Source organism: Aestuariivirga sp. (assembly GCF_046294715.1).
Classification (GTDB): Bacteria; Pseudomonadota; Alphaproteobacteria; order Rhizobiales; family Aestuariivirgaceae; genus Aestuariivirga.
In genome coordinates, this window is sequence record NZ_JBKBKI010000006.1 from 22,185 (window position 1) to 43,880 (window position 21,696).

Sequence of the window (21,696 nt, forward strand, 5' to 3'; positions counted from 1 at the left end):
GGCATTGCGCCTCCGCCGCAAAGGGCTAGCATGCCCCGATGCGAGGGAGTGGCGTATGGAACGACAGGATCTGGCGGAGTGCGTGGGGCGTGAATGGCAGGAGCTCGAAGCCGGGATCCTGTCGCTTTTTCACGATCAGTGGATGGACCCGGAACTGCCCTGCATGGAATACCGCTCGGCGCAGCGCCTCTGCGAATTCCTGGAGCGCCATGGCTTCGGCGTCGAGCGGGGGGCGGGAGGTCTCCCCACCGCCTTCACCGCGCGGGCGGGGACGGGCAGTGGCCCGGTCATCGCCTTCCTCGCCGAATACGATGCGCTCCCCGGCCTCGACAACGAGGCTTCCGCCAGCCGCCGCAGCCTCGGTAAGGCCGCCGGCCACGGCTGCGGCCACAACCACATCGGCCCCGCCAATGTTGCGGCCGCCATTGCCGCCGCACGCGCCTGCGCCGCCCTCGGGATCGCCGGTGAAATCCGCGTCGTCGGCTGTCCCGCCGAGGAAATCCTGTGGGGCAAGATCGCGCTCCTGAAGGCGGGCGTGTTCTCGGGCATCGACGCCGTCCTCACCTCGCACGGCGACTATCAGACGGGGGCGCTGTCCCGCCCGTGCCAGTCGGTAGTCTCGGGCGAGTTCGTGTTCAGCGGCGAGGCCGGGCATGGCGGCAAGTCCGGCCACCGGAACGCGCTGCTCGTGGCGGAGGACGTGGTGTCCGCGGCGGGCAGCCTCCTGGAGAAGGGCCACCCTGGTGTGCTGCTGCGTCACGTGCTGCGGCAGGGTGGCGTCATGCCCTCGATAACGCCGGCGGAAGCACGCGTCTGGTTCACCACGCGCAGCCAGGATCACGGCAAGGCCCGGCAGGCCTATGAGGCGATTTCGGCCACCGCCGCGGAAATCGCCAGCCGCGTCGGGGCCGGGCTCAGGCACCAGTTCATCTCGGAATCGCGCGGCTATCTCCCGAACGACACGCTGGGCAGGCTGCTCTACCGCGCCATGCAGGAGATCGGCCCGCCGGGGTGGTCCGCCTCCGACCTCGCCTTCATGGAGGAGCTGAGCCGCGCCTGCGCACCGGACGAGGAAATGGACCTCGACCGGGGCGTCGGCTACTTCGACACGGGCGAGGATTACTATGGCCAGGACGATGGCGAGGTGAGCTGGCGCATCCCGCTGGGCCGGGTGAACTGGGCCTATCCGAAGCAGGTGCCGATCCACCACTGGGCGTGGACGGCGCTCTCCGGCCACGCCGCCGGGCACAAGGGCCCGCTCGCCGCCTCGCAGACCCTGGCGCTCGCCGCCGTGCGTCTTCTGGCGTCACCCGGCCTGATCGGTGCGGCGAAGGATGAGCGTGCACGCCGCGTCGCCGGCATCGCCCTCACGGAGCCGCGGCTCGGCGCATTCGAAACGCTCACGCGGGATCCAGCCTGCTTCTGGTCCGCCACGTGGCGGGAGTAAAGACTCGCTAGTCGTTATCGACGAGGCCGGCACCGGCCCCGGCGACGCGGGAGCGCTGCGATGCGGGAACGTAGGTCCGCGCCGCGAAGCGAAGAAGCGCCTCCCACTCTTCGGCGGGTATGTCCGCTGCATGACGGTGAACGCGCAGGGGAGATGCGGCGGTCTTCGCACCGGCATGGGCAGAGAGTGCGGCGGCCGCGGGCCGGTTCGCCTCGACGGGCGAAAGAGAGACATGAATGCCGGCGCAGCAAAACCTTGCCTCCAGCGCCCGCGTGAGCAGCGTGAGATCGCGCATGCCGGCTGAAGCGGCCTGCGCCATGAAGGGAAGGAAGAGAACCGCAGAGCGCAAGCCCTCGATGCGGATCGTCTCCGAGGCTTCGAGTTGCGACGGGTCGTCGGCGAGCGCGATGCCGGAGAGAACGGGGCAGATCTCGCCGCTCTTGCTGGTCCACGTTCCCAGGCCGGTGACGGGCCGCAACGCGCCGACGTCGTCACTCGCCGCCTCGAGGAGATCGATGACCGCCCGGCCGAACGGCAGGCTGCGGCGGGCCAGCCACACCGCGGCCTTGCCCGCCTCTTCGGCCTCGCCCCATGCGTAGCCCACCCCGCGGAAGGCCTTGCGCACCGCCGCGTCGAGTTCGTTGCAGGAGACCTTCATGCGGACCGGTCGTCGAGCGGCGGCAGGAACCAGTCGTCCACCTCCGCCGTGGCGATCTCGTCCATGCAGGGCGCGTGCTGGAACATGGTGATCCTCACCCACCTGTCGGAGCGCGGATCGAAGCGGGTGGCGCCGAAGCAGGAAAGCTTGAAACGCAGGATGTCGATGGGCCGCATGCCTGCGCTGATCACGTTGTCTCGGATCTCGGCATAGGGCGCCTTCTCCGATAGCATGATTCTCCGCACCACGTGCCGGTGCTCGGGGTGGGCCATCAGGAAGGCCGCGAGCCGCCCGGAGGGAGCCCAGCCATCCAGCGCCCGTCCCAGCGCTTGCACGTCGCGGGCGATGGCGAGCGGCTGTTCGAGGGCGGCGCCATCCTCCTCCCAACGCTCGCCGAGGCGGGGCTCCAGCTTTTCCTCGGAGGTGTACCAGAAGCGGGCTGCCTCGAAAGGCTTCCCGAAGTCGAAATCCCAGGCCCAGCGGTAATTCCGCGCGAGAAGCATGAGCACGTCGCGGACCGGCCGCGAGCCGTCGATCCGGAAGCCTTCCGCCTCGTCCGCCCGATAGCTGGCCTCGAGATCGTCGACGAGATCGCCGTGGCCCTCGATCAGCAGGCTCGCCACGAGTTCCCGCGCTTCGAGCGAGAGGTTCCCGTCCGCCCAGCGATAGATCTCGTCCCACGGGTAATTCTCGGCCAGTCCATGGGCCGCAATGCGGGAGGCGAGCTTGCCGAGATCCTCCGCCAGCACCACGATCCGCGCACTCTGCACCGCATCCGCCGTGCGCCAGCTGGCAGCGCCGCGGAGCGACCGCGCCAGGAGCCTCCCGAACTCTTCCTTCTGCCGCGTGGAGGCGGAGGCGAGCGCGCGCACCCGCATGAGGGCCGTTTCCCGCACCGTGAACCATGCGTTCAGCAGCATCGGGTGGTTCACCAGAAAGGGCGCCATGCCCAGGCCCGTCGCGTTCCCAACGCCGAACTTGCGGCGGATGCGCGGGTCGAGCCTTGCCGCGCTGCCGGGCGAGCGCGCCGCGGCGATGTGTTCCACGAGATCCAGCGTGAACTCCCGCGTGAGATAGACCGACAGCATCTCCGCCTGGAACGGCGCGCGCAACTCGGACCGCTCGCACACGGAGTCATAGTCCGCTGCCCCGAGCTTGCCGCTGCCGTAGACGGCGGTGGTGCGCATCAGGTAGCCCACCTCGTCGACGAGCGCCTCGTCCGGCTGCTGCCCGTCCGACAGCCGCGCCACGACATGATCGAAGAGCCGCACCGAACGGTTGGTGCGCGACACCGAAAGCTCGCTCGCGCTGACGCGGCCTGCCTCCTGGAGCGGCACGTTGGCCCGCAGCCGTTCGATGTCTGCCTTCGATGGCACCCCGTCGAACAGGGCGTATGTCGCGTCCCAGGCGGTGGCGATCACCCGGTCGGACCGCATCGCGGGGTCGAGATCGTGCGAGAAGGCGACGAGGCTGTAGCTCCGCTCCGGCCCCGCAGCAGTGTAGACTGCGGTGCCATGGCCCTCGCCGTCGAGTTCCCACAGGCTGCGCGCGAAACTCCAGCCTTCGCGCTTCATGCGCCGCAGCAGGATGCGCATGAAGGAAAGCCGGTGCTGGTGCGCCGCACCCATGCAGGCGAGGCTCGCCACCTCGTCCGGGCTGCGGAGCCCGATGTCCGGCCTCGCCGCCGCCCATGTGTCCGCGGCCTCGCTCATGCCATCGCGCCCGTGCTGGCACGGGGCGTGGGGGCGTGGGACTGCGCCGGTCCAAAGCTCGCATCATAGAAGTGCAGCCAGTTGCCGCCCATGATCGCCGAGACCTCGTTTGCGGCGAAGCCTACCTTGCGCAGTCCCTCCCCGAGGTTTTCCCAGTCGCGGTTGTCGCGGAAGAAGGCCGGCATCGCCGGAAAGCCCGCCTGCTCGCGCGAGCCCTCGCCATAGTCGATCTCCTTCGTCCAGCGGCCCACGCGCATCCATTCCACCACGCTGTCCGGCTGGTCCTGGCAGAGGTCGCTGCCGATGCCGAGCCTGTCGACGCCCATCAGCTCCGCCGTTTGCGCCACCATGGCGCAGAAGCTTTCGAGCGTGCAGTGCGACTTGTCCTTCAGGTGATGCGGGTAGAGGGAGAATCCCAGCATGCCGCCCGACCGAGCGAGCGCCCTCAGCACGTCGTCCGACTTGTTGCGCCGCGCCGGCATCCAAGAGGCGGGGTTGGCATGGGTGATGGCGATGGGCCGCTCCGAAATCTCGATGGCTTCGAGGGTAGAGCGTTCGCCCGAATGCGACATGTCGATGACGAGCCCCACCCGGTTCATCTCGCGGATCACCTGGCGGCCCATGCGGGTGATGCCGGAATCCTCGGCCTCGTAGCAGCCGGCCGCCAGCAGCGACTGGTTGTTGTAGGTGAGCTGCATGAAGCGCACACCCAGCGTGTAAAGGATTTCGACGAGACCGATGTCGTCCTCGATGGGGGAGGGGGTCTGGAGCCCGAAAAAGACGGCGGTGCGCCCCGTCTCCTGGGCGGTGCGCACATCCTCGGCGGAGCGCCCGGGCATGATGAGGCCCGAATGGCGCTCGAAGCGGAGGTTCCACGCCTCGATGTTGCGCACCATCTCGCGGAAGGTCTCATGGTAGGCGATGGTCACGTGCACCGCGTCGAGCCCGCCCTGCCGCATCTGGCGGAAGATGTCTTCCGACCACTTGCAGTATTGCAGGTTGTCGATGCGCGGCGGCCTGTTGCTTGTCTGGGCCATGATGACGGAGAGGAAGATAGAGCAACATGTCAGCCCGTCAACAGGAGGCTTCCGGCACGCGAACATCGCGCTTGTCACGCGAGCCCGGCTCGGCGAGGCTGACGCCTTCCGCTTGCCATGAGAGGTGCTTCGACATGCCCGAACCGATACGATTTGCTCCCACCGGTCCGGAGGGCTGGCTCGCGGCCCCGGGCGAACCGCTCGAGCATGCGGAACTGCTGAAGGGAACGCCGGTGGGATTGGATCACGCCTATTTCACCCGCCCCGAGGCGGGCCTCCGCGCCGGCATCTGGCGGTCCGGACCCTATACAGAGCGCTACGACGGCTATCCCGTGGACGAATTCATGGTGGTGCTCGACGGCGAGGTGACGCTCGAGAGCGATGACGGCTTTCGCGACACCTACCGCAAGGGCGATGCCTTCCTCTTGCCCAAGGGCTTCCGCGGCGTGTGGCACCAGCCCGTGGCCATGCTGAAATACTACGTGATCATAGGCTAGCCGATGACTCCGGATGCACCTTACGACTACATCATCGCCGGTGCGGGTTCGGCCGGCTGCGTCTTGGCGAACCGGCTGGGCGAGGATCCGGGGCTCCGCATCCTGGTGCTGGAGGCGGGCGGCTCCGAGCGCGCGGTGATCGTCGACATGCCCGCGGCCCTCTCGATCCCCATGAATACCCGCCGCTTCAACTGGGGCATGCGCACCGAGCCCGAACCTGCCCTCGGCGGGCGCGAGGTCAACCTGCCGCGCGGGCGGGGGCTCGGCGGCTCGTCCTCGATCAACGGCATGTGCTGGGTCCGCGGCAACCCGATGGATTATGAACTCTGGGAGGCGCTGGGAGCCGACGGCTGGCGCTGGTCCAACGTGCTCCCCTATTTCCAGCGGCTGGAGGCGGTGGAGGGCGGAGGACCCTTGCGCGGAACCAATGGCCCGGTGCGCATCAACCGTGGGCTTCAGACCAATCCGCTCTACCGCGTCTTCGTCGAGGCCGGGGTGCAGGCCGGCTATGCGCCGAGCGCGAACATGAACGAGCTTCAGCACGAGGGCTTCGGGCCCATGGAGATGAACGTGGGCGGGGGGCTCCGCATGAGCGCGGCGCGCGCCTACCTCCGCCCTGCCATGGCGCGAGGCAACGTGCATGTCGTCACCGGCGCAACGGTGGACCGCGTGCTTTTCGACGGCCGCCGCGCCACGGGTGTCGCCTACCTCGCCAACGGCGCCCGGCATGAGGCCAAGGCCGCGCGCGAGGTGATCCTGTCGGCCGGATCGATCATGTCGCCCGTCATCCTCAAGCGCTCCGGCATCGGCCCTGCGGCCGAACTCCGGAGCCACGGCATCGCCGTGCTGCAAGACGCTCCGGGTGTTGGCGAAAACCTGATGGACCACCTCGAGCTCTATGTGCAGATGGAATGCACCAGGCCGCTCACCCTGTTCCCCACGCAGAGCCTGTGGGGCAAGGCCAGGGTGGGGCTCGAATGGCTCGCCACAAGGAAGGGGCTCGGCGCCACCAACCATTTCGAGAGCGGCGGCCACATCAGGAGCCGGGCGGGGATCGTCTACCCGGACATCCAGTACCACTTCCTGCCGCTCGCCATCTCCTATGACGGCAAGAGCCTCGCCAAAGGCCACGGCTTCCAGGTCCATGTCGGCACCAAACGCTCGAAGAGCCGGGGCTGGGTGCGCCTCAGGGACGCTAATCCGCAAAGCCTGCCACGCGTGCGCTTCAACTACATGTCCCATCCGGATGACTGGCTGGAATTCCGCGCCTCGATCCGCTTCACGCGCGAGATCTTCGCCCAGCCCGCCTTCGCGGACTATCGCGGCCAGGAACTGGCGCCGGGCAGCGAGGCACAGGATGATGCCGCGCTCGATGATTTCCACAGGCGCAAGCTCGAGAGCGCCTATCACCCCTGCGGCACCTGCCGGATGGGAAATGACGCAGCCGCCGTCGCCACGCCTGAAGGCCGCGTGCGCGGCGTCGATGGCCTGCGCGTCGTCGACTCCTCGCTCATGCCCCAGGCCACCGCGGGCGACCTCAACGCACCAACGCTTGCGCTCGCCGAGCGCATGTCGGACCTGATCCGCGGCCGCCACTTGCCGGAAGCTGCCGGCGCCGCGCTCCTCGCCGATCCGCACTGGGCGACCCGCCAGCGCGGGCCCGCGATCAGCCGCGACTACGCCACGGCGCGGGGCGAGCTCGCCGCAGCACTTCTCGCAAATGCCAGGGGCGAGGCCATCAGCCTCGAAACGATGACATGAAGATATTCCATTCGGACGACCATCGCGGCCACGCCGGCGCGATGGAGATGCGCTATGACCGCATGATTCCGATGTGCGAGAGCCCGGACCGCATCGACACGATCCTCGCAGCCCTGCGCGAGCAGGGCCATCGCGACGTGACACCGGCCAGCCCTCACGATCTTGCGCCGGTGCTCCGCGTCCACACGCCGGGTTTCGTCGACTTCCTCGAGAGATGCTGGCCGCTGTGGGAGGCCGAGTTCGGCCCGGGAGGATTCGCCACGGCCTACATGTTCGGCATGCGGGGCATGGACCAGGTGCCGAACGCCAGCGTCCATTCCATGCTCTCCTGCTACACCTTCGACGTCTGCGTGCCCTTCGTCGCGGGAACATGGAAGGCCATCAGGTCGGCCGTCGACGTCACCCTGTCGGCTGCGGCCCATGTGGAGGAGGGGGGCGAGGCGGCCTTCGCCCTCTGCCGGCCGCCGGGGCATCACGCCTCACCCGATCTTGCCGGCGGATACTGCTACGTCAACAATGCCGCCGTCGCCGCCCAGATGCTGCTGGATCGCGGCGCATCCCGCATCGCCATCCTGGACGTCGACTATCATCACGGCAACGGCACGCAGCGCATCTTCTACGAGCGAAACGATGTCCTCTATGCCTCGATCCACGCGACGCCGGAGAGCGAGTACCCGTTTCTCCTCGGCTATGCGCGCGAGAAGGGCGCGGGACCGGGCGAGGGCTTCAACCTCAACCTCCCACTGCCCCTCGGCACGAGGCTCAATACCTATCGCCCCGCGCTGGCCACGGCCATCGAGCGCGTACGCGCCTTCGCGCCGGACGTCCTGGTCGTCTCCCTGGGCGTGGACAGCTTCATCCGCGATCCCGTCGGCGGCTTCGCGCTCGAAAGCCCGGACTACCTGATGATCGGAGCCGACATCGCCGCCTTGCGCCTGCCCACGCTCTTCGTCATGGAAGGCGGATACGCCATCGCGGAACTGGGCCTCAACACGGCGAACGTGATCACCGGTTTCTGCAATGCCCGGGGATGAACGCATGTATTGACTTCGGGGCGAGGGCTCTACATGTGTGCGGAGCCCCGCAACGCCCAAAGGCTTCGCATTGAACCCAAAAGAGAAAATATTCGCCGTAGCGCCGATGATGGACTGGACGGACCGCCACTGCCGGATGTTCCACCGGCAGCTGACGCGGCGTGCGCTTCTCTATACCGAGATGGTGACGGCGCTGGCGATCCGCCATGGCGACCGGCAGCGGCTCCTGGGCTTCGATCCCGCCGAGCAGCCGGTGGCGCTGCAGATCGGCGGCAGCGAGCCGAAGCTCCTGGCGGAGGCAGCGGCTTGGGGCGAGGATTGGGGCTATGCCGAGATCAACCTCAATGTCGGCTGCCCCTCGGACCGGGTGCAGAACGGCCGTTTCGGCGCCTGCCTGATGGCGGAGCCGGAACTGGTGCGCGATTGCCTGGGCGAGATGCTGAACCGCGTGAAGGTTCCGGTCACCGTCAAGTGCCGCATCGGCATCGACGATCAGGACGAGGAAGAGGACTTCACCCGCTTCGTCGAGACGGTGATGCAGTCGGGTGTCACGACCCTCATCGTCCATGCCCGGAAGGCTTGGCTCAAGGGGCTCTCGCCCAGGGAGAACCGCGAGATCCCGCCGCTCAATTACGGCCGGGTCTACCGGCTGAAACAGCGCCACCCTCATCTCGCCGTCATCATCAATGGCGGCATCGGCGGCCTGGACGAGGCGGAAGAGCATCTGAAGCATGTGGACGGGGTGATGCTGGGCCGTGCCGCCTACAACACGCCCTGGCTTCTCAGCGAGGTGGACCGCCGCATCTTCGGCGAGGCCGCGGCGGAGCTCTCGAGCCCGCTCGAGGCGGTGGAGCGCATGAAGCCCTATATCGCCGAACAGCTGCGGCAGGGCGTTTGGCTGCAGAACGTCACCCGCCACATGCTGGGCCTGTTCCACGGCATGCCCGGCGGAAGGCTGTGGCGGCGCGTGCTGTCCGAGGAGGCCTCGAAGCCCGGCGCCGGGCTTGAGGTGGTGGAGAAGGCGGCGGAGCAGGTGGCCTCGCGGATCGGCACCCCGGCCCTCGCCGCCGAGTAGAGCTCAGCCGCCGTTCAGCGCCTGGAAGCGGCCGGCGCGCCCGCCGCGGCGGCTCTTGCGCCGGGTGAGGCTTTCGACGCGCTCGGGCAGTTCAGCCATCACCTTGCGCCGCTCCTCGGGCGTCAGTCCCAGCCAGCCGCCGATCTCGCCCCGCGTGCGGCCGCAGCCGATGCAGAAGCCGGTCTCGGGATCGACGACGCAGATCTTGACGCAAGGGGTCTCGATCACTTGCTGGGTCATGGCGTTCATGATCCGGAAGATAGTGTGCCGCCGCCGCGGGCAAGGGCGGGAAACGCCGTTTGAAGGCTCAAAAGCGGCTAATCCCTGAGATAGAGCATGCCGTCCTCGACCTTGAAGCTGGCAAGGCGCGAAAGGAAGCTCATGCCGAGCAGCGTGCCGGAGAGCGCCCCTTGCGGCAGCACCATGCCGTCCACGTCTTCCGCGCTGATGCCGTCGATGACGATCCGGTCGATCTGCACGCGTGCTGCCTCCACCGTGCCGTTGGCGGTGGAGACGGGCAGCGTGAAGTCGAGGTGCTGCGGGCGGAGCCCTGCATCCGCCGCATCCTCGTAGCTGAGCGCCACGGCGGTGGCGCCGGTATCGACCATCACGCGGATCGCCGCGCCGTTGATCTCGGCAGTGGTGAAGAAATGCCCGCCATGGCCGGCCTTCAGCTCCGTCATCCCGGCATGAACGGGTGCCGCGGCGAAGAGCATGGCGCCAAGGCCTGCAAGAACGGGAAAGCGCTGCGGCATCGAACTCCGCCTCCTGATGGGGTGCCGTAGTCTAGCCCGATCCTTCCGAAGGAACCCCCGCCGCGAAGCGGAATTCGGTCCTCAGAGTAAAGAGACGGTTGCGGCATAGACGGCGAGCATGGCCGTCTCGGACAGCACTTGACCCGCGCCGCAGACGTCGCCCGTCTGGCCGCCGATCTTGCGCATGGCGGTGGCCCGCACGATGGCCAGCGCCAGCCCGCCCGCAACCAGCGCCAGCACGCCCGCCTCGGGCGAGAGCACGAGGCTGCCGCCCAGCCCCGCGCCGATGCCGCCGATCGCCAAGGCGGCGAGCGTCACGTTGCGGGTGGGCTGGCCCGCCATGGCCGAGAGACCGTTGGCGCGCGCCGGCCGCGTGGCCCAGAGCAGGTCCACCATCAGCGCGCGCGAAAAGGCGCCCGCCCCCGCCATCAGCACCAGGACCGCGGCCGGCGGCAGGTCGAGCAGCGCGGTCAGCAGCGAGGCCCGCGCCAGCACGGTGATGATGAGAGTCAGCGTGCCGAAGGTGCCGATGCGGCTGTCCTTCATGATCTCCAGCCTGTCCTCGCGGGTGGCCCCGCCGTAAAAGCCGTCCGCCACGTCGGCAAGCCCGTCCTCGTGGAAGGCGCCGGTGGCCATGGCGGCGATGGCGAGGGCGAGGAGGGCGGAGAACAGGTCCGGCAGCCCGGCGAGGTTGGCGAGAATCAGCGCCGCCGCCGATATGGCGCCGACGAGCGCCCCCACGACGGGGAACATCGCCATCGAGTCCTTCAGCGCCGGCGGGTCCATCCGGCGCACGAAGGGAACGGGGAGCCGCGTCAGGAAGCGCAGCGCCGCGAGAAAGGACGCGAAAGGCCGGAACCTTCGCCGGTATGCGCTGCGAGGCTCGAACGCGTCGCTCATGTTGTGTGTGGAACCCGAATCCTGTGATGAAAGGCGTCTGAAAATAGGAGCCTTCCGCCGAAATGACAAATGCAGCAACGGGATTGCCCTTCGACGATATCCGCAATCTCCTGAAGGATCTTCCCGGCCCGGACCTCGAGGCCGTGAGGGCCTGCCGGGCGCGCGAGGCGCAGCTGACGAAGCCTCCCGGCGCGCTGGGCAGGCTCGAAAGCCTTTCGGAATGGCTCTGTGCCTGGCAGGCCCATCACCCGCCGAAAGCCGAGCGCGTGGTGGTGGCCGTCTTCGCCGGCAACCATGGCGTGGTGGCGCAAGGGGTCGCCGCCTATCCCCAGGAGGTGACGCGCCAGATGGTGGCCAATTTCCAGAACGACGGGGCCGCCGTGAACCAGATCTGCAAGACCTTCGGCTTGGGCCTCAAGGTTTTCGAGCTCGCCCTCGATCACCCCACCCGGGACATCACCGAAGGTGCGGCACTCGAAGAGGCTGAATGCGCCGCCACCATGGCCTATGGCATGGAGGCCACGGAGGGCTGCGACCTGCTCTGCATCGGCGAGATGGGGATCGGCAACACCACCATTGCCGCCGCCATGGCCCATGGGCTGTTCGGCGGCGCGGCGGAGGACTGGGTCGGACCCGGCACCGGCGTCGATGGTGAGGGCTTGCGGCGCAAGGCCGATGCCGTCCGCCGGGCCGTTGCGCTGCACGGCCCTCATCTCTCGGATCCTCTCGAAGTGCTGCGGAGGCTCGGGGGGCGCGAACTCGCCGCCATGGCGGGGGCGGTGCTGGCCGCGCGCGTGCAGCGCATCCCGGTGCTGATCGACGGCTATGTGGCGAGCGCCGCCGCGGCGGTGCTCAAGGCACTCCGGCCGGATGCGCTGGACCACTGCATGGCGGGGCATCTTTCGGCCGAGCCTGCCCACCGGCGCCTGCTGGAGAAGCTGGAACTGAGGCCGATCCTCGATCTCGGCATGCGGCTCGGCGAGGGCTCCGGCGCGGCAATGGCGGCGGGCGTCGTCAAGGCTGCGGCCGATCTTCACAACGGCATGGCCACCTTCGAATCCGCCGGAGTCAGCGGCAAGGAGGAATGATCCTCCCGCGGCGCAACGGGCCCCCGCGCCAGCCACGCGGGCACCTCCTCCGCCGGCAGGGGGTGCGAGAAGCGGTGCCCCTGGAAAGCGTTGCAGCCCGCCAGCCTCAGCACCGCGATCTGGTTCTCCTCCTCGATCCCTTCCGCCACGACGGTGAGGCCCAGCGCATCGGCCATGGCGATCGTGCCCTGGACGAGGCGCAGCGCCGCCGGCTGGGTGAGGATATCCGCCACCATCGAACGGTCGAGCTTCAGCTTGTCGAAGCGGAGCCGCCGCAGGTGGCCGATCGAGGAGAAGCCGGTGCCGAAATCGTCGAGCGCCACCCGCACCTTCATCTCCTGCAGCCGCTTGATGACGGCATTGGCGCGCGCGGTGTTCTCGAGGGTCGAGCCTTCCTTCACCTCGAGTTCGAGGCGGGCCGGGTCGAGGCCGGCCTCCCGCAGGGTACGCGCCACCCGCTCGGCGAAGCCCGGCTTCATGAACTCGACCGGCGAGACGTTCACCGCGACGAAGATGCCGGGCCACTCGACCGCGGCGCGGCAGGCCTCGCGGAGCACGAAGGAGCCGAGTTCCTCGATGAGGCCGAACTCCTCGGCGACGGGAATGAAGGCGTCCGGCCGGTAATGCTGCGGCGCATCTTCGGGCCATCTCACCAAGGCTTCCACACCTGTGGTGAGGCCGGTGCGCGCATCGACGATGGGCTGATACATGAGGCGAAGCCTGCCGGCCTGCAGATGGGCGCGCAGCGCGGCCGCGATGGCGCGGTTCTCGTCGCGCTTGAAGTCGAGACCCTCGCCATAGACGCAGCAGCAGTTCCGCCCGCTCGTCTTGGCGGCATACATGGCGACGTCGGCGCGGCGGACGATCTCCTCGACGTCCGCTCCGTCGTCCGCAAGGTCGACGATGCCGAGGCTCACCGACACGGCGGCCATGCGCCCGTCGAATTCCATCGGCTCGGCGAGGAAGGCGATCATGTTGCGGGCGATTTCGCGGGCCTGCTCGCCGGCACCGGTGTCGGTGACGATGATGGCGAATTCGTCGCCGCCGAGCCGGGCCACGAGGTGCGCGTCGCGTGCGAGATAGGCGAAGCCCGCCGCCGCCGCCTTGAGCAGCATGTCGCCCACGTCATGGCCGTAGGAATCGTTCACCTCCTTGAAGCCGTCGAGATCGGCATAGATGACCGACAGTGGCTTGCCGGACCGCCGCGCCTCGCGCAGGCACTGCGTCAGGGCGGCGATCATCTCGCGGCGGTTGGCCAGCCCCGTGAGATCGTCCCGGCGCGAGGCCGCGACCGCATCGGCCTGGCTCTCATGCGCTTCGCGGAAGCCCTTCCAGCTCACATAGAGAAGGATGGCGATCATCAGCAGGAACAGCACCAGGCTCAGGAAGACGATCGAGCCGAACTTGTCGCGCACCACGTCCCCGGGGCTTCGATTCTTCCAGGTCAGTTTTCCGACAACGTTTGCCGAAGGTGAGCGCAGGGAGATGTAGCCATCCTCGAGCGTTTCTCCCGGTGCCACGAGGCGCAGCTCTTCCATGACATAGCGCTTGGCCAGACCGCTGAGAACGTCTTCATCAATCGTTTTCGAAAAGATCAGGATATTGCCCGGGCCGGGGAGTTCCGCCCGGGGTCCAGAGGACCAGCGGATCCGGGCCGCGGCCACGACGTGAAGCTTGTCGCCGCTGAAAACGAGGCCGGAAGCGACGCCCGTTTCGTTGTTTCTGGCACTGACGATCAGGGTGCCGAGATCCTGGCCGAGACGGTCCGCGGCGGAGGAGGGGTTGGTCTTTCCGTCGTCCGCCGCGAAGAGCGTGCCCCCCAGCGCATCGGTGACGAAGAGGCCGTCATAGACGCCGAGCCCGGTGGCGGAGCCCCAGGTGTCCTCGATCCACTGGCGGTTCAGTTCCTTGCCGCCGGCATTCTCGGCGGCGTCGTCCCACACGGCGTTGTCGAAGATCAGATTCTCGAGGTTGTCGCGCAGCGAACTCACCGCCTGCGTCGTCAGCTGCTCCGAGTAGGAGGTGTCGAGGCGGTTGGTTTCCTCGAAGATGCCGTTGACCAGGTAGATCAGCAGCAGTGCGATGACCGAGACTGCGGCAATGCTGGGCAGCAGGACCTTCAGGGCGAAGGACGTGGTGATGGACCTTGCTGGCGGCATGTATCTTGGGACCGTTCCTCGGGGGCGCACTCTAGGGAAGAATAATTAATGGCCTATGGCTTCTGGTTGAGCGTGGCGGGGCTCGTTCTGATGCGTTGCTCAACCGGTGAGGGAGATGAGCTTCCGTTGCGTTTCGGACGTCGCCGAGGCGGCGCACAGAACCTCCCCGCGCGGTCCGCCGAGCACGCGGGATTCGGGGAAGACGACGATCACTTCGCTCTCGGCATCATCGCCGCCGCGGATGGTGAGCGTACCGCCATGCGCCTCCGCCAGTTCTCGCGCGATCTCGACGCCGAGCCCCGCAGGGGCGAGCTGGCCTTCACCCTGCGCGAGAATGCTGACGGACAGTCCGCCTTCCGCGGTGCGGCCCGCCCTCAGCGTGAGGAGGCCGCCCGCTGACAGCGTCTCCACCGAAGCCGACAGCAGGTTGAACAGGACCTGGTGCAGCGAGCGCCGGTCGGCGAGGAGGCGCGGAAGATTCGCGGGCACGTCGAGGGTGATGCCGATGGCCTTGTCCGCGGCGTTGGCGCGGATCAGCTGAAAGGCTTCGTCCGCCGTGGACTGCAGGCTCACCGGCTCCACATCCGGCGGGCCTCCGCCGGATTCGACGCGGGAGAGATCGGAAAGGCCGTCGAGCAGGGCCGCGAGGTGCCGGCCCGACTGGTGGATGTCCCGCGCGTAGCCTTTGTAGGAGTCCCCCGCCAGTGGCCCGAACATCTCCCGCCTCAGGACGTCGGAGAAGCCCATGATGGCGGTGAGCGGTGTCCGGAGCTCAAGGCTCATCCGGGCGATGAAGGCCGACTTTGCCCTGCTCGCCTCTTCCGCCCGCCGTTTCTCCTTGATCGTCCGGCGCAGGTCGGAGCGGAGCTCCGCGATCAGCGCGTCGTTGCGGGCCTCGGCGTTCGCTCTGGCCGCCAGCATGTCGCGCTGTCCCTGGTGAAGCTTCCAGGCCACCAGAAGGAACAGGGCCTCGAGCGCGATCACGCCGAGGGCCAGCAGGAGATAATGGGGTTCGGCCGCTGTCACGCAGCGCACCGCCACCGCCAGCGTCAGGAGCCCGGTGCCCGCCATCAGCACCGGCATGAAATTGCTCACCGTCAGCAGCCGCATCGCGATCACGGACAGCACCCAGCCGATCAGGCTGATCTCCTGCGCCGGCGTGGCCCCGTGCCAGAACAGGAAGAGCGGGACGCACCAGAGGAGCGCAACGAGCAGTTCCGAGCCCCAGAGCCGGATGGCGCGCTCGCGATGTTGCTCGGGCTCCGGTTCGGAGCCGAGCAGCCTTTGGCATAGAAGAAACTGCACGGTGCTCGCCAGCAGCACCGCCACGAGCCACCCCATCACCAGCACCCAGGGCACCCAGTGAAGGCTGGTGATGGCCAAGAAGAGGGCGAGAACCGGAAGCGCCGCCGCCACGCGCAGCTGGTTTTCGAGAAAGACCTGCATCAGCTCCTGCTCGCCGTCACGGCCGGGCGCTTCCTGGGCGCCGTCCGGCATGGCGGGCGAAGGGGCCGCTGAGGGCCCCGCTGTGTCGGCGCGCTGCATCAGGTCTTTTCCGCTTTGCTTTTCTCCGGACAGCCTAGGCCGGGCGCGCTAAAATCCCCTTTGGCGATCGGGTAAAATTGAGCGAGTTGCACAAAAATTGACGGTTGGGAAGCTGCTCGAGGATATCGCTGCCTGCCGCATCTGCGTGGAGTGCCCGAAGGCCCGGCGACCCCTGCCGCAGGAGCCGCGCCCCGTGCTGCAGGCAAGCTCCGGTGCCCGTATCCTGATCGCAGGCCAGGCGCCGGGGATCAGGGCCCATGTTGCGGGCCGACCCTTCAGCGATCCTTCGGGCGATCGCCTGCGCCACTGGCTTGGCGTCGGCCCGGCCGACTTCTACGACGCGACCCGCTTCGCCATCGTGCCGATGGGGTTCTGCTTCCCGGGCCTCGACGCCAGGGGAAGCGACCTGCCGCCGCGGCCGGAATGCGCCCCCGCCTGGCGCGCTCGGCTCCTCGCCGGCCTTCCCCGCATCGAGTTGGTCATCTGCCTCGGGAGCCACGCCATGCGCTGGCACCTGGGAACCCGCTTCGAGGGTTCGGTCGATCGCACCGTGCGCAACTGGCGCGCCGGCTTGGCGCTCTCCCCCGCTGTCATTGCCCTGCCGCACCCCTCCTGGCGCAACAGCGGCTGGCTGAAGCGGAACCCGTGGTTCGAGGCAGAGCTTATTCCCGAATTGCGCAGGCGCGTTGCAGACTTGCCCGGCCATGCCGCTTGAAGGCTGCAGGTCCGCGGTCTAAACCGCCGCAAGGAAAAGGATTCCGGTTCATGACAGTCACGCAGGAAGACGTCCTCTCGGTTCTGAAGCGCATCGCAGCACCCGACGGCCGAGGCAACATCGTCTCGGCCGGGCTGGTGTCGGACATCGCCATTCAGGGCGCGACCGTGATGTTCGCCTTGACCACCGCGCCCCAGCACGTGCGCACGATGGAAAACCTGCGCGGCGCCGTGGAGAAGGCGGTGCTCGGCATTCCGGGCGTCGAGAAAGCGATGGTGGCGCTGACCGCCGAGCGCGCACCACAGCAGGGCGGACCGGCGCAGGCCCAGCAGCAGGCCCGAGGCAGCGCCATCCCGGGCGTCAAGCACCTGATCGCCGTAGCCTCGGGCAAGGGCGGTGTCGGCAAGTCGACGACGGCGGTGAACCTGGCGCTGGCGCTCCATTCGCTGGGGCTCAGGGTGGCTGTTCTCGACGCCGACGTCTATGGGCCCTCCATGCCGAAGCTGTTCGGCCTCACCGGCAAGCCCGAGGCGTCCGACGCCACGGGAAAGAAGATGAAGCCGATGAAACGCTACGGCGTGGAGCTGATGTCGATCGGCTTCCTCGTGCCGGAGGACACGGCGATGATCTGGCGGGGCCCCATGGTGATGTCGGCCTTGACCCAGCTCCTGCGAGAGACCGAATGGAGCCCGGCGGACGTGATGGTGATCGACATGCCTCCCGGCACCGGCGACGTGCAGCTGACGCTCGCCCAGCAGACGCCGCTCTCCGGCGCCGTGATCGTCTCGACGCCCCAGGACCTGGCCTTGATCGATGCCCGCAAGGGTCTCAACATGTTCCGGAAGGTGAACGTGCCGGTGATCGGCATCCTCGAGAACATGAGCTATTTCGTGTGCGGCAAGTGCGGCGAGCGCCATGAGATCTTCGGCCACGGCGGTGCCAGGGAGGAAGCGGCCCGCATCGGCGTTCCCTTCCTCGGCGAAATCCCCCTCGACAAGGAGGTGCGGCTGCGCTCAGACTCCGGCGAGCCTGTGGTGGCGACACAGCCCGAAAGCCTGCACGCCGCCATCTTCAGGGATGTGGCGCGGCAGGTCTGGGCTGCGCTCGAAAGCGGAGGCCTGGCACGCCCGGCCCCCCGCATCGTGATGGAGAACGGCTAGGTCTGGGCAAGGGAGCTTGGTGAAAAATTAACCATGGCCGGGGTCACTAACACAACCAGACAATGGGGGGCGATTCGTCTTCGCCCCGGGAGGGTGTGATGTCAAAACTCATGTGGATCTCCGGCATCCTGCTGATTGCCGCGGGCATCGCGCTCGGAGCCATGGTGTTCTTTGCGGCCGCCGCGGTGATGAGTGTCGGGATCAGTGCCGAGACGGCGGCGATCCTCCTGGTGGGCGGTCTGCTGGTGCTGGGCCTCGGCAGCGTGATCGACTCGCTCGAGGCGCAGCGGGTGCTCGCCGCCGAACGGGTGGTGATCCACGGCTCGGCTCCGCCCGCCGCCGCCGCCATTCCCGAATTCGGCCGCCGCGCCGCGGACATGGCCCCGCCCGCAGCGGTGACGCCCGCCGCAGCGACCGCCGCCGCAGCCGTCTCCGCGGCCGCGCCACGCGAGACGGTCGATCTGTCCCAGCCCACGCGCGAGACGATCCAGGCCCTCGAACAGGCGCGCCAGAAGATCGAGCAGGCCTTCGAGTCCAAGCCCGCCGAGGCCGCAAGCCGGGCAGTCAAACCGCAGCCTGTACCCGAGTCGCGGCCCGCCGAAGAGCCGGATGAACAGCCTGCCGAGGAAGAGGCGGAGGAGGAGGCCGACGCCGAAGAGGGCGATCTCCTTGAGGAAGGCCAGCTCTACGTGGTCGAGGAGCGCATCATTCGCATGCGGCCCGCCCGCATTCTCTCTGACGGCACGGTCGAGGCCGAGACCGACGAGGGCTGGATGCGCTTCGAGAACCTCGAACACCTCGACGAGTATCTCGACGCCATGGAGCCGGCGAAGGGCTGAGCCTCAGCCCGCCCAGACCCGGGGCATCAGCTCGTACGGGTGCTTCCATCCGGGCAGCGCCTGGATGCGGTCCAGCCATTTCATGACGTTCACATGAGGATCGAGCGGCACGGCGAGCTCCTCGCCGTAGAACAGGTAGCCCGCCATGGAGAGGTCGGCGATGGTGGGGCGCTTGCCGATGATGAAGGGCCGTTCCGCCAGGTGGAGATCGGCGATCTTCAGCGCCGAGACCGCCCGCCCTCTCAGGAAGTCGGTGACCGGCGTCTCACCCGACCTGGCGAAGCGGATGAGGAAGCGCAGCGAGGCGAGGCTCGCCGTGAACTTGTGATTGTCGAACAGGATCCAGCGCCAGATCTCGCGGCGCTCGTCGTCGCTCTTGGCTCCGAACTTGCGGGTGATCTCGGCCAGATAGTCCAGGATCACGCCGGATTGGGTGAGCTTCCTGCCCTGGTGCTCCAGCACCGGGGCCTCGCCCATCTCGTTCACCTGTGCGCGGTATTCGGGCCCGCGCGTCTCGCCCTTGAAGAAATCGACGGCAACCGGCTCCCAGGGAAGCCGGCACAGCTCCAGCATCAGCGCAGCCTTGTAGGCGTTGCCTGATTCGCCGAAGCAGTGGAGCCTGAAGTCAGCCATGCATGCCTCCGCATTTCGCCCGTGAGGGGCAGGGCGGGCCGTTACTATCTCACGTCCAGTACGCTTGTGCGCGCCTTGCGCACCACTTCCGTCGCCGTCGAGCCGCGGATCAGGCGCTCGAGCCGCGAGCGCCCCTCGTCCGTCACCACGATGACCTTGTAAAGCGAGCCGCTCTCGACGATCTCTTCCGCCGGCCGCCCCACCGCGACGCGCGCTTCCGCCACCTGGATCTTCATGGCCTTGAGCAGGGCGCGGGCATTGGCCACGGCCTCCTCCGCCGCGGGCTTGCCGGCCGGGCTGTCGGCGACCGAGAACAGCGTGATGGGCTCGCCCACCACCTCCGCCAGCACCGCGGCGCGCCGCACCGCCTGCATGGAGCGCGAGGAACCGTCGGTGCAGATGAAGAAGCCGCGCTTCTCGAGGCTGTCGCGCGCCACCAGGACGGAGCAGGGCGCCATGGTGGTGACCGTCTGCACGATGCCGGAATCGAAGAAGGCCATGAACTCGCCACGCCACTTCGAAGGCTCGCCCATGATGATCAGATTGTAGGGGCCGAGTTCATACTGGTCCAGGATGCCGTTCGCCACGTCTGGCGCGGTCTTCAGCTTCAGCACCACGACGCGGCCCTCGGGGCTCCGGAATTCGAGCTTGTTGTCGCCGGCCGGGTCGCCCCAGGCGTCGCTGCGCTGGGCTTCTTTCGGCCAGCCGGAAACGTCGATCCCTTCTTCCCTGAGGATGTCGAGCGACTCCTTCAGGTGGCTCACTCCGGGAATCTCGAAACCCGCGTCGAGCAAGTTCTGGCGCGCCAGCCGCACCTGCAGTCCGCCAGACTGCAGCCCTGAATCGATCGGCCGCACGTAGAGCACGATCAGGTCGCAATTGTCCTGCACCGAGAAGCGCGCCGCGAAGCGAACGGTCACCAGCGATTCCTCCGACCCGTCGATGCAGGCGAGGATGCGGAACCGGTTCCGGCGCTGGGCGCGCAGGTTCTGAAGCGTCTTCTGGACAGCGGCTTCCTGCCGGTCGGAGAGTATGGAGCGCCTGAACAGCATGGCGGCCCAAGTCTAGGGGTGGAGGAAGGGCCAGTACAGCACCGAAATCGCCAGCAGCACCACGAAGGACAGCGCCATCATCCGGATGCCGATCTTGAAGAAGTCGGTCCCTCTCAGAAAGCCCGAGGCATAGATGATGGTGAAGGCGGGCTGGGCGGCCGGCGTCAGGTAGCCGAAGGCCGAGGAAATGGCGGTGACGAAGCCGGCGCTGATCGGGTCCTGCCCGGCGGCCACTGCCGTCTTCAGCACGATCGGGGCGAGCACCGCCACCGCCGCACCCGCCGTCATGGTGTTCGAGACGGCGATGGTGAGGAGCGAGATCACCGCGTTGAAGCCGAAGGTGCCGCTGGCGCCCATTGCGTGCATCACCTGGAAGACGCTGTCGGCCACCCACTCGGCCGCACCCGTGGCCTTCATCTCGACGCCCAACGAGATCGCCGCCGCGTAGAGCAGCACCACGCCCCAGTTGACGCCGGAGTTGATGTCCTCCCAGCGCACCAGACCCAGGACGAGGAAGGCCGCCGCACCGCCGATGGCGATCACGCCGAGCCCCAGCGTGTCGGAGAGCATGACCCAGCCGACGATGGTGAGCGCGAAGATCAGGATCGTGAGCCAGTCCGAGGCGCGCATCGGCCCCTGCATGGACACCTGCGTCCGGAGCCTCGCTATGGCGCGCGACATGTCGGTCACCTCCGGCTTGAAGGTGAAGATGAGGAGTGCCGTGACGATCGGCAGCCGCAGCAGGAACATCGGGAAGGCGTAGACGATCCAGGTCACGTAATCCATGAGGAAGCGGCGCGTCTCTGGATCGAGCGGGTTGTAGAAGAAGTCCTTCCAGTAGCTGATGATGATTGCGTTGCGCGCGCCGCCAGAGGGTGTCGCAACACCGGCGATCGAGCAGCCGTAGGAGATCGAGAACAGGATGACGGCGGCGAGGTTGTGCACCTTCCTCGGGTCGTTCGAGGTGAGCGTGATGAGCGTGACGCCGACGGGCAGCATCATGGCGGCTACCGTGTGCTCGCCGATGAAGGCGGCGATGACGCCGCACACCGCGGTGATGCCGAAGCTGATCGAGTAGATGTTGGTGCCCGTGATGCGCACGATCCACCAGGCGATGCGCTTGTCGAGGCGCTGGCGCACGATCGCCACCGCCAGCATCAGCGAGCCCATGATGAAAAGCACCGAATCCGTCATCAGGCTTTGCGCCACCTTGGTGGGATCGACCTTCAGCAGCACCACCTGGCCGACGATGATGAGGAGCGGCACGGTGGGGAGCGGGATGGCCTCGGTGATGAACAGCATGGTCGCCATCAGCGACATCACCAGCACGACCTGGCCTTCGTGGGTGAGGCCGGAAGGGGTGGGGGCCGCCATCAGCGCGAAGCCCACCACCATGGTGATGACGAACCAGCGGCGCTTCCAGAGGAAGGCCAGGTCCAGGCCGGCCATGAAGGCGAGGAAGCTCTGGTAGCCCTTGCGGCGGATGCGCTTGAGGCCCGCCGAGGGCTCATGCGCCTGGAGGCTGTCGCGGGCGAGCTGGAATTCGACCGCGCGCGCGCTCATGCCGCGGCCCTTGCCGCAGGGGCTTCGCCCGTGACATTGTTCAGGCGATTCAGGCCTTCCGGCCTT

General features: G+C 67.8%; 20 protein-coding genes. 9 read left to right on the forward strand and 11 right to left on the reverse strand.

What is annotated here, in order from left to right; all coding sequences use genetic code 11:
* The first annotated feature begins 55 nt into the window (after window positions 1–55).
* Window positions 56–1,447, forward strand: a complete 1,392-nt coding sequence (locus ACK4HL_RS06095; protein WP_409757224.1) for an amidohydrolase — start codon at window positions 56–58, stop codon at window positions 1,445–1,447.
* 7 nt (window positions 1,448–1,454) lie between these two features.
* Here ACK4HL_RS06095 and ACK4HL_RS06100 read toward each other — a convergent pair whose 3' ends face one another.
* The 3 genes from ACK4HL_RS06100 to ACK4HL_RS06110 are packed head-to-tail and all read right to left on the reverse strand — an operon-like array spanning window position 1,455 to window position 4,854.
* Complete coding sequence (locus tag ACK4HL_RS06100) at window positions 1,455–2,105, reverse strand: DUF3726 domain-containing protein (protein WP_409757226.1); 651 nt, start codon at window positions 2,103–2,105, stop codon at window positions 1,455–1,457.
* Window positions 2,102–3,817, reverse strand: coding sequence for a hypothetical protein (locus ACK4HL_RS06105; RefSeq protein ID WP_409757228.1), 1,716 nt, complete (start codon window positions 3,815–3,817; stop codon window positions 2,102–2,104). The genes ACK4HL_RS06100 and ACK4HL_RS06105 overlap by 4 nt, the downstream gene beginning before the upstream one ends.
* Window positions 3,814–4,854, reverse strand: coding sequence for a membrane dipeptidase (locus ACK4HL_RS06110; protein WP_409757231.1), 1,041 nt, complete (start codon window positions 4,852–4,854; stop codon window positions 3,814–3,816). Before ACK4HL_RS06110 ends, ACK4HL_RS06105 begins: the two co-directional genes overlap by 4 nt.
* 134 nt (window positions 4,855–4,988) lie before the next feature.
* On the opposite strand from ACK4HL_RS06110, the gene ACK4HL_RS06115 reads away from it, so the two are divergent.
* The 4 genes from ACK4HL_RS06115 (at window position 4,989) to dusA (ending at window position 9,221) form a co-directional block, all read left to right on the forward strand.
* A complete protein-coding gene (locus ACK4HL_RS06115) occupies window positions 4,989–5,351 on the forward strand; it encodes a cupin domain-containing protein (protein WP_409757233.1) in 363 nt (120 codons plus the stop codon).
* Between the two features lie 3 nt (window positions 5,352–5,354).
* On the forward strand, window positions 5,355–7,112 hold the full coding sequence (locus ACK4HL_RS06120) for a choline dehydrogenase (protein WP_409757236.1): 1,758 nt from the start codon (window positions 5,355–5,357) through the stop codon (window positions 7,110–7,112).
* Window positions 7,109–8,146 (forward strand): histone deacetylase family protein, encoded by a 1,038-nt coding sequence (locus ACK4HL_RS06125; RefSeq protein ID WP_409757239.1) that lies wholly within the window; start codon window positions 7,109–7,111, stop codon window positions 8,144–8,146. The genes ACK4HL_RS06120 and ACK4HL_RS06125 overlap by 4 nt, the downstream gene beginning before the upstream one ends.
* 70 nt (window positions 8,147–8,216) lie before the next feature.
* Complete coding sequence (gene dusA / locus ACK4HL_RS06130) at window positions 8,217–9,221, forward strand: tRNA dihydrouridine(20/20a) synthase DusA (protein WP_409757242.1); 1,005 nt, start codon at window positions 8,217–8,219, stop codon at window positions 9,219–9,221.
* A gap of 3 nt (window positions 9,222–9,224) precedes the next feature.
* Here dusA and ACK4HL_RS06135 read toward each other — a convergent pair whose 3' ends face one another.
* The 3 genes from ACK4HL_RS06135 to cobS form a co-directional block, all read right to left on the reverse strand.
* On the reverse strand, window positions 9,225–9,461 hold the full coding sequence (locus tag ACK4HL_RS06135) for a DUF1289 domain-containing protein (protein ID WP_409757244.1): 237 nt from the start codon (window positions 9,459–9,461) through the stop codon (window positions 9,225–9,227).
* Window positions 9,462–9,538: 77 nt separating this feature from the next.
* Window positions 9,539–9,976 carry a TIGR02281 family clan AA aspartic protease gene (locus ACK4HL_RS06140; RefSeq protein ID WP_409757247.1) on the reverse strand — a complete coding sequence of 146 codons (438 nt, stop codon included), beginning with the start codon at window positions 9,974–9,976 and terminating at the stop codon, window positions 9,539–9,541.
* 81 nt (window positions 9,977–10,057) lie between these two features.
* Complete coding sequence (cobS, locus tag ACK4HL_RS06145; RefSeq protein WP_409757250.1) at window positions 10,058–10,876, reverse strand: adenosylcobinamide-GDP ribazoletransferase; 819 nt, start codon at window positions 10,874–10,876, stop codon at window positions 10,058–10,060.
* Between the two features lie 62 nt (window positions 10,877–10,938).
* Between cobS and cobT the strand changes: the two genes are divergently transcribed.
* The gene (gene cobT, locus ACK4HL_RS06150; protein ID WP_409757253.1) at window positions 10,939–11,964 is read left to right on the forward strand and encodes a nicotinate-nucleotide--dimethylbenzimidazole phosphoribosyltransferase; all 1,026 of its coding nucleotides are present in this window, start codon (window positions 10,939–10,941) and stop codon (window positions 11,962–11,964) included.
* Here the strand turns inward: cobT and ACK4HL_RS06155 are convergent.
* A complete protein-coding gene (locus ACK4HL_RS06155) occupies window positions 11,910–14,123 on the reverse strand; it encodes an EAL domain-containing protein (protein ID WP_409757256.1) in 2,214 nt (737 codons plus the stop codon). The genes cobT and ACK4HL_RS06155 overlap by 55 nt on opposite strands.
* Window positions 14,124–14,222: 99 nt before the next feature.
* Window positions 14,223–15,668 (reverse strand): sensor histidine kinase, encoded by a 1,446-nt coding sequence (locus ACK4HL_RS06160; protein ID WP_409757259.1) that lies wholly within the window; start codon window positions 15,666–15,668, stop codon window positions 14,223–14,225.
* Window positions 15,669–15,765: 97 nt separating this feature from the next.
* Here ACK4HL_RS06160 and ACK4HL_RS06165 point away from each other — a divergent pair, with 97 nt between their 5' ends.
* The 3 genes from ACK4HL_RS06165 to ACK4HL_RS06175 all read left to right on the forward strand — a co-directional run bounded on the left by ACK4HL_RS06165 (window position 15,766) and on the right by ACK4HL_RS06175 (window position 18,382).
* Window positions 15,766–16,383: a uracil-DNA glycosylase family protein gene (locus ACK4HL_RS06165; RefSeq protein ID WP_409757262.1), complete on the forward strand. Its 618-nt coding sequence runs from the start codon at window positions 15,766–15,768 to the stop codon at window positions 16,381–16,383.
* A 50-nt stretch (window positions 16,384–16,433) separates the two neighbouring features.
* The gene (locus ACK4HL_RS06170) at window positions 16,434–17,543 is read left to right on the forward strand and encodes a P-loop NTPase (protein ID WP_409757266.1); all 1,110 of its coding nucleotides are present in this window, start codon (window positions 16,434–16,436) and stop codon (window positions 17,541–17,543) included.
* 98 nt (window positions 17,544–17,641) lie between these two features.
* Window positions 17,642–18,382, forward strand: coding sequence for a hypothetical protein (locus tag ACK4HL_RS06175; RefSeq protein WP_409757269.1), 741 nt, complete (start codon window positions 17,642–17,644; stop codon window positions 18,380–18,382).
* A gap of 3 nt (window positions 18,383–18,385) precedes the next feature.
* Here the strand turns inward: ACK4HL_RS06175 and ACK4HL_RS06180 are convergent, their stop codons facing one another.
* Genes ACK4HL_RS06180 through ACK4HL_RS06190 form a run of 3 tightly spaced genes read right to left on the reverse strand, consistent with a single transcriptional unit; the run spans window position 18,386 to window position 21,630 of the window.
* A complete protein-coding gene (locus ACK4HL_RS06180; protein ID WP_409757272.1) occupies window positions 18,386–19,015 on the reverse strand; it encodes a glutathione S-transferase family protein in 630 nt (209 codons plus the stop codon).
* A 44-nt stretch (window positions 19,016–19,059) separates the two neighbouring features.
* On the reverse strand, window positions 19,060–20,067 hold the full coding sequence (locus tag ACK4HL_RS06185) for a universal stress protein (protein ID WP_409757275.1): 1,008 nt from the start codon (window positions 20,065–20,067) through the stop codon (window positions 19,060–19,062).
* Between the two features lie 12 nt (window positions 20,068–20,079).
* Window positions 20,080–21,630: an SLC13 family permease gene (locus ACK4HL_RS06190; RefSeq protein WP_409757278.1), complete on the reverse strand. Its 1,551-nt coding sequence runs from the start codon at window positions 21,628–21,630 to the stop codon at window positions 20,080–20,082.
* Between the last annotated feature and the right edge of the window lie 66 nt (window positions 21,631–21,696).

Excerpts from the sequence above, each read along its gene's own strand:
- ACK4HL_RS06180 (WP_409757272.1), bottom strand. The coding sequence starts at position 19,015 with ATGGCTGACTTCAGGCTCCACTGCTTCGGCGAATCAGGCAACGCCTAC.
- ACK4HL_RS06140 (WP_409757247.1), bottom strand. The coding sequence starts at position 9,976 with ATGCCGCAGCGCTTTCCCGTTCTTGCAGGCCTTGGCGCCATGCTCTTC.
- ACK4HL_RS06095 (WP_409757224.1), top strand. The coding sequence starts at position 56 with ATGGAACGACAGGATCTGGCGGAGTGCGTGGGGCGTGAATGGCAGGAG.
- ACK4HL_RS06120 (WP_409757236.1), top strand. The coding sequence starts at position 5,355 with ATGACTCCGGATGCACCTTACGACTACATCATCGCCGGTGCGGGTTCG.
- cobS (WP_409757250.1), bottom strand. The coding sequence starts at position 10,876 with ATGAGCGACGCGTTCGAGCCTCGCAGCGCATACCGGCGAAGGTTCCGG.
- ACK4HL_RS06105 (WP_409757228.1), bottom strand. The coding sequence starts at position 3,817 with ATGAGCGAGGCCGCGGACACATGGGCGGCGGCGAGGCCGGACATCGGG.
- ACK4HL_RS06100 (WP_409757226.1), bottom strand. The coding sequence starts at position 2,105 with ATGAAGGTCTCCTGCAACGAACTCGACGCGGCGGTGCGCAAGGCCTTC.
- ACK4HL_RS06170 (WP_409757266.1), top strand. The coding sequence starts at position 16,434 with ATGACAGTCACGCAGGAAGACGTCCTCTCGGTTCTGAAGCGCATCGCA.
- ACK4HL_RS06175 (WP_409757269.1), top strand. The coding sequence starts at position 17,642 with ATGTCAAAACTCATGTGGATCTCCGGCATCCTGCTGATTGCCGCGGGC.
- ACK4HL_RS06185 (WP_409757275.1), bottom strand. The coding sequence starts at position 20,067 with ATGCTGTTCAGGCGCTCCATACTCTCCGACCGGCAGGAAGCCGCTGTC.
- ACK4HL_RS06110 (WP_409757231.1), bottom strand. The coding sequence starts at position 4,854 with ATGGCCCAGACAAGCAACAGGCCGCCGCGCATCGACAACCTGCAATAC.
- ACK4HL_RS06155 (WP_409757256.1), bottom strand. The coding sequence starts at position 14,123 with ATGCCGCCAGCAAGGTCCATCACCACGTCCTTCGCCCTGAAGGTCCTG.
- ACK4HL_RS06125 (WP_409757239.1), top strand. The coding sequence starts at position 7,109 with ATGAAGATATTCCATTCGGACGACCATCGCGGCCACGCCGGCGCGATG.
- ACK4HL_RS06115 (WP_409757233.1), top strand. The coding sequence starts at position 4,989 with ATGCCCGAACCGATACGATTTGCTCCCACCGGTCCGGAGGGCTGGCTC.
- ACK4HL_RS06160 (WP_409757259.1), bottom strand. The coding sequence starts at position 15,668 with ATGCAGCGCGCCGACACAGCGGGGCCCTCAGCGGCCCCTTCGCCCGCC.
- ACK4HL_RS06190 (WP_409757278.1), bottom strand. The coding sequence starts at position 21,630 with ATGAGCGCGCGCGCGGTCGAATTCCAGCTCGCCCGCGACAGCCTCCAG.
- ACK4HL_RS06135 (WP_409757244.1), bottom strand. The coding sequence starts at position 9,461 with ATGACCCAGCAAGTGATCGAGACCCCTTGCGTCAAGATCTGCGTCGTC.
- cobT (WP_409757253.1), top strand. The coding sequence starts at position 10,939 with ATGACAAATGCAGCAACGGGATTGCCCTTCGACGATATCCGCAATCTC.